The following is a 6,365-nucleotide window of genomic DNA, read 5'->3' as shown; positions in this document are numbered from 1 at the left end:
GGGTGTGGGGCCCGCGGGGTGGGGGGGGGGGGGGGGGGGGGGCGGGGTGGGGGTCGAGCCGCCGCCGACGGCGTTCAGGGTCTTCGTGGCGTCCACGAGGCCGGCGCCGCAGCCCTCGGCGCACACGCCCGGGATCGGGCGGGAGTTCGCCTTGAGGGAGGACTCCACCTGGGCGGGGGTCAGCGCGGGGTTCTTCGCCAGCATCAGCGCCACGGTGCCCGCCACGTGCGGGGTGGCCATGGAGGTGCCGTTGTACTTGGCGTAGGCGCCGGTGGTCGGCGTGGTGGTGCCGGCGTTCACCGTGGAGATGATGCCGGAGCCGGGGGCCGCGACGTCCACGGCCGAGCCGTAGTTGGAGTAGGAGGCGCGGTTGCCGTTCACGTCCGTGGCGGCCACCGTGATGGTGTTCTGGCAGTTGGCCGGGCGGGCGTTGGCGGCGGGCTGGTTCTCGTTGCCGGCCGCGACCACCACCGGGACGCCACGGCCCACGGCCGTGTTGATGGCGTTCTGGTAGGTGGAGCTGCAGAGGCCCTGCCCGCCGAGGGACATGTTAATGACGTCCACGGGGGTGGCGTTGGCGGGCACACCGGGCACGGAGCCGCCGGCGGACCACACGATGGCGTCGGCGATGTCCGCCAGGGAGCCGCCGCACTTGCCGAGCACGCGGGCGTGCTGGACCTTCGCGTTGGGGGCCACGCCCACGACGCCCTGCGTGTTGGCCACGGCGGCGATGGTGCCGGCCACATGGGTGCCGTGCCAGGAGGAGTCGGAGCCCTGCGGCTGGCCGCACTCGCCGGCCAGGAACCAGTCGCCCTCGTCCTGCGGGTTGGCGTCGCGACCGCCGCCGTCGCGGGCGGTGGTGGAGCTGGAGATGAAGTCGTAGCCGGGGACGATGTTGGCGTTCAGGTCCGCGTGGTTCGTCTGGCCGGTGTCGATCACGCCGACGATCGTGCCGGCGCCGGTGGTGGCGTTCCAGGCGCCCGGCACGCGCATGCCGTTGACGCCGGTGAAGCCCCACTGCTCGGGGTAGTACTGGTCCACCGGGGAGAGGGCGGCCCGGGTCATGATGACGTTGGGCTCCACGGCGTCGACGGCGCCGGAGGCCCGCAGGTCGGCCATGAAGGCGGCGGACTCGTCCTGGGTGAGCTTCCTGTCGGTGGAGATCACGCGGGAGCCGAGCGCGGTCTCGCGCAGCTCCTTGACGCTGACGCCGGCGTCCTTCGCGGCCTTGCCCCACGCGTTCGCGCGGCCCTTCGCGGTGCTGTTCGCGGAGGTCTCCTTGTAGGTGACGATGAACGAGTCGTAGCCGTCCGCGTTCGGGTCCGCCTGGGACGCGGCCATGCCACGGTTCGGCGCCGGCACGACGGCGGAGGACCCGGCGCGGTCGTTCGACTCGGGGGCCGCCGCGGCGGGCGAGGCGGCGAGGGCGCCGCCGGCGAGGACGGCGGCGCACAGGAGGGCGCCGGCGCGGCGGCGGGCGCGGAGGGAGGTGGTGGACGACATCGGGTCTCCTCGGGGTGACGGCCCGCCGGTCATGACCGGCCCGGGAGGTCCCCGGGGGCTCGGCGGTGGTGTCACCGTACGGTCACGATCCGGTCTCGGAAGCGTCGCGGGGGCAAGTCTGTCCGATGGTCAGACGCACTCCGTCCGATGGTGCCGTCCGGCCCCGGCACCATCGGGCAGACCGGTGCCTGGCACCCAGCCTCGGCACAGTCACGGGGCGTCCGCCCAGGTCACGGCGCCCTCCGGCGTCGGACGGCATGGCCGTGCCGCGGCCCGGCCGCAGGGAGCCGGACGCGCCGCAGCCCCCGGAGTCCTGAGGAGTCCGGGGGCTGCGGGCCTGAGCCCCCTACCGGATTCGAACCGGTGACCTGCTGTTTACAAGGCAGCTGCTCTGGCCAGCTGAGCTAAGGAGGCGGAGGGCGCACCGCGCGCGGCGCGCTCCGTGCACCAGGGTACAAGCAGGCCGGGGCCGCCCCGCGGTGGGGCGGCCCCGGCCGGGGCGCCGGCCCGGGGCCGGCGGAAGGGGTCAGCCCTCGATCTTCTGCTGCGCCCAGGCGGCGAAGTCCGGGTTCGCGCTCGGGTCGTACCACTCGCCGTCCACGTAGACGGTGGGCGTGCCCTGGATCGGGGCGGCCTTGGCCTTCTGGGTGGTGTAGGCGACGGCCGGACGGTAGGTGTCCTGCTCCATGCAGTCGGTCACGTCCGCGCCGAGGGCCTCGGCGCGCTGGCCGATCTCGTCGTCGGACAGGCCCTTGCCGCCGTGGCCCTCCCACGCGCCGAACAGGCCCGTGACGAAGGGGTCGTACTTGTCCGGCGCCTCCTCCGCCACGCAGTAGGCGGCGTTGGCGGCGCGAGCGGAGTAGTTCTGGTTGTTCGGGGCGCTGAGGAAGTCCACGATCCGGTACTCGACGGTGGCCTTGCCGTCGGCCAGCCACCCCTCCATCAGCGCCGCGTTCTGGGCCTCGAACTGGGCGCAGTGCACGCAGTTGAAGTCCGCGTAGACCACCACGTGGGCGGGGTCGCCCTCGGCGCGGGGCTGGGTGCCCGGCGCGGTGGCCGCGGGCTGCTCGACGGGGCCTTCGGGCACCTGCACGGCGGCGGCGTCCACCTCGCGCTCGCCCAGACCCGGGTCCGCGAGCGTGGTGGGCGAGGTCAGAGTGACGCCGCCCTCCTCGCCGGCGGCGGCGGGCATGGGGCCGGCGGTGGCGACGTCGTCGCCCTGGCCGCGGGTCATGAGCGCCACCACGAGGCCGATCAGCAGGAGCGCCGCGAGCACGGAGCCCCAGATGACGGCGGTCCGCCTGCGGCGGTCCTTGCGCTGCTGCTCCGCCTGCATCTGGCGGGCGCGGGTGCGGGCGTCGGTCGCGGTCGACGCCGTGTTCCTGCTGGCCACTGGTCCTCCTGGGTCGGGTGCGGGGCGGCGCGCGGGTGCCCACGGGCGGGCGCGCCTGCGGGGGCCGGTCACGGACGGCCCGTGGCGAGCCTACCGGCCGATCCTGGGAGGGGCCTGCGTCGGCCGCGCGGCCGGCGGGGCGGGGCCGCCTCGGGGCGCCCTCCGGTCCGCGCCTCTGCCAGGATGCACGGATGGACACGCAGGAGCCCGCACCCCAGCCCTCCCCCGCCGACCGCCTCACGGTCACCGCCGCCCCCTCGGGGGACGCCACCGAGGACCCGGCGACCTCCCTGCTGGCCCTGCCGTGGCAGACGCCGCTCGAGCAGTGGCCCGCGGACGTGCTCGCCGCCCTGCCGCGCGGCATCTCCCGCCACGTGGTGCGGTTCGCGCACATGGGCGGCGGCGTCGTCGCGGTGAAGGAGACGACGGAGGACCTCGCCTTCCGCGAGTACCGGATGCTGCGGCGCCTCGAGGACCTGCCCTCGCCCTCGGTGCTCCCGGTCGCCGTCGTCTCGGGGCGCACGGCCGACGACGGATCGCCCCTGCCGGCGGCCCTGGTGACCCGGCACCTGCGCTTCTCCCTGCCCTACCGCGCGGTGTTCTCCGAGCGCCTCGAGCGCCGGACCCTGGTGCGCCTCATGGACGCCCTCGCCATGCTCCTGGTGGAGCTGCACCTGCAGGGCTTCTTCTGGGGGGACGTCTCCCTGTCCAACGTGCTCTTCCGCCGGGACGCCGGCGGGTTCGCCGCGCACCTCGTGGACGCGGAGACCGGCGAGCTGCGCGAGCGCCTGTCCACCGGCCAGCGCGAGCACGACCTGGACGTCGCCCGGGTGAACGTGGGCGGCGAGCTCATGGACCTGCAGGCCAGCGGCCTGGCCGACCCGGACGTGGACCCGTCCGCCACTCCCGACCTGTTCGTGGAGTCCTACCGCCAGCTGTGGCAGCAGCTTACCGAGCCCACCGTGTTCCCCCGGCACGAGCCGTGGCGGATGGACCGCCGCTTCCGCCGCCTCCAGGAGCTGGGCTTCGAGGTGGCCGAGTACTCCCTGCGCGGGGCGGACGCCCCCGGGATGCTGGTGGCCAGCCCCACGGACGTGCGCTCGGGCTACCACCGCCGCCGGCTCGAGCGGCTCACCGGGCTGCACGTGCAGGAGAACCAGGCGCGCCGGCTGCTCGTGGACATCGAGGCGGCCCGTCGGGCGTGGGACCCCTACCTGGACATCGACCACGCGGCGCACCGCTGGGTGATCGAGGTGTTCGACCCCGTGGTCCGCTCCGTGCCGCTCGAGCTGCGGGCCAAGCTCGAGCCGGCCGAGGTCATGCACCAGCTGCTCGAGCACCGGTGGTACCTCTCCGAGGCGCGGGGCACGGCGGTGCCCCTGCAGGAGGCGGTGGACTCCTACGTGGAGACGGTGCTGCGCGCCCGCCGGGACGAGGACGCCCTGGCCCTGCACCCCACCACCACGATGCTCCGGGCCGTCCCCGCCCCGGAGGGCGACGACGCCGGCCGCGCCGCCCGCTGAGTGCTCAGTCCCGCGCGGGGGCGCGGTGCAGCAGCAGGAACCCCGGCGCGGGGACGGAGTCGGGCAGTTCCCCGGGCCGCCCGGAGGCGTCGAGGGGCCCCCGGTCCGCGTGCCCGGCCACGGGCACGGCGTCCCGCCACTCCTCGGGCACCGGCAGGGGCTCGGTGCCGAGGGCGGCCAGGACCGCCACGTCCCCGGAGCCGTCCGCGGCGCGCCGCTCGACGCGCACATGGCGGCGGTCGGCGTCCGTGGTCACCGCGGTGAGGCCGCGGTCCGGCTCGGTGAGCGCGGGCAGCTCCCGGCGGGCCGCCGTGAGGGCCCGGTAGGTGCGCAGCATCCGCTCCCCGCGCTCGTCCGGGGACCAGTCGAGCACGGCGGAGTCCCGGGTGGCGGGGTCCTGCGGATCGGGGACGAGGGACTCGTCCCAGCCGTGGGCGCCGAACTCGCGGCGCCGCCCCTCCCGGACGGCCTCGCCCAGCTCGGGCTCGCGGTGGGCGGTGAAGAAGGGCCAGGGGGTGGTGGCGGCGAACTCCTCGCCCATGAAGAGCATCGGCGTGCACGGACCGGCCAGCAGCAGCGCCGCCTCGGCGGCCAGCGCCCCCTCCGTGAGGGTCGCGGCGGTGCGGTCGCCCGCGGCCCGGTTGCCCACCTGGTCGTGGTTCTGGATGCTGGCGACGAACGCGTGGGCGGGCACCCCCGCCGGCACCGGGCGGCCGTGGTCCCGGCCCCGGAAGGTGGAGTGGACGCCGTCGTGCAGGTAGACGTGCTCGAAGGTCTTGGCCACGGAGGCCAGCGGCGCGAAGTCCCCGTAGTAGCCGTGGGTCTCCCCCGTCGCGGCCACGTGGAGGGCGTGGTGGACGTCGTCATCCCACGCCGCGGCCATGCCGATCCCGCCCCCGCCGGGCACGCGCGGGAGCACGATCCGCGGGTCGTTGCGGTCCCACTCGGCCATCAGCGGCACGGGCCGGCCGGTGCGCTCGGCGATCCCGTCCGCGAGCGCGGCCATCTCCTCGAGCACGTGCACGGCGCGGGTGTCGACCAGGGCGTGCACGGCGTCCAGGCGCAGCCCGTCCAAGTGCATGTCCTCGAGCCAGAAGCGGACGTTGTCCAGCAGCAGGGCGCGGACCTCGTCCGACTCGGGGCCGTCCAGGTTGGGGCCGTCGCCCCAGCCGGTGCCGTGGTCCACGAGGTAGGGGCCGAGCACGTTGAGGTAGTTCCCGGAGGGACCCATGTGGTTGTGCACCACGTCCTGGACCACGCCGAGGCCGGCGGCGTGCGCGGCGTCCACGAAGCGGCGGTAGGCCTCGGGGCCGCCGTAGGACTCGTCCACCGCGAACCACCCGACGCCGTCGTACCCCCAGTTGCGGGGCCCGGAGAAGGAGTTCACGGGCAGCAGCTCCACGTGGGTGACGCCGAGGTCCACGAGGTGGGGCAGTCGCTCGACCGCGGCGTCCAGTGTGCCGGCCTCCGTGAAGGTGCCCACGTGCAGCTCGTAGAGCACGGCGCCGCGCATCCCGCCGCCCTGCGGCGCGGCCGGGTCGCGCGCCACGCCGGCCGGGCCGGTCCAGTCCGCGTCGGCCCACGCGAAGTCCTCGGCGCCGGTGTCCCGGCGGGAGGGGCCGTGCACGGTGTCCGGCTGGCGCCGCGAGCGCGGGTCCGGGACGGGCATCCCGCCGTCCACGCGGAACCCGTAGCCGGGGTCACCGTCCTGCAGACCGGCGACGGCGGCGCGCGCCGCCTCGTCCGGCAGCCACCAGCCGCCGGGGCCGCGGGTGAGCTCGTGGGCGGACGCCACGCGCCAGCGGTCCTCCGCGTCGTGGAGGGCGCCGGGGGCGGCGTCCACGAGCAGCAGCTCGACGCGCCCGGCGTGCGGGGCCCACACCGCGTGCGCGGTGGCGCGGACGGCGGCCACGGCGTCGCGCTCGGCGGCGGCCGGGTCCAGGCCG

4 protein-coding genes and 1 tRNA gene are annotated in these 6,365 nt (G+C 75.9%); 1 reads left to right on the top strand and 4 read right to left on the bottom strand.

Annotated features, from left to right (window positions below; genetic code table 11):
* The 3 genes from Q4D18_RS09570 to Q4D18_RS09560 all read right to left on the bottom strand — a co-directional run.
* Positions 1-1,503 (bottom strand): S8 family peptidase (locus Q4D18_RS09570; RefSeq protein ID WP_303127730.1); only part of this gene is annotated, 1,503 nt, incomplete at its 3' end.
* Between the two features lie 340 nt (positions 1,504-1,843).
* A tRNA-Thr gene (locus tag Q4D18_RS09565) sits at positions 1,844-1,917 on the bottom strand.
* Between the two features lie 112 nt (positions 1,918-2,029).
* Positions 2,030-2,896 carry a thioredoxin domain-containing protein gene (locus Q4D18_RS09560; protein WP_303127728.1) on the bottom strand — a complete coding sequence of 289 codons (867 nt, stop codon included), beginning with the start codon at positions 2,894-2,896 and terminating at the stop codon, positions 2,030-2,032.
* Between the two features lie 191 nt (positions 2,897-3,087).
* Between Q4D18_RS09560 and Q4D18_RS09555 the strand changes: the two genes are divergently transcribed.
* Positions 3,088-4,419: a DUF4032 domain-containing protein gene (locus Q4D18_RS09555; protein ID WP_303127725.1), complete on the top strand. Its 1,332-nt coding sequence runs from the start codon at positions 3,088-3,090 to the stop codon at positions 4,417-4,419.
* 4 nt (positions 4,420-4,423) lie between these two features.
* Here Q4D18_RS09555 and treZ read toward each other — a convergent pair whose 3' ends face one another.
* The gene (treZ, locus tag Q4D18_RS09550; protein ID WP_303127743.1) at positions 4,424-6,361 is read right to left on the bottom strand and encodes a malto-oligosyltrehalose trehalohydrolase; all 1,938 of its coding nucleotides are present in this window, start codon (positions 6,359-6,361) and stop codon (positions 4,424-4,426) included.
* Positions 6,362-6,365: the final 4 nt, after the last annotated feature.

It is taken from the genome of Micrococcus sp. (genome assembly GCF_030523875.1).
Lineage (GTDB): Bacteria > Actinomycetota > Actinomycetes > Actinomycetales > Micrococcaceae > Micrococcus.
Note: the sequence above shows the minus strand (reverse complement) of the source record. Positions and strands in the feature narration are given on the sequence as shown.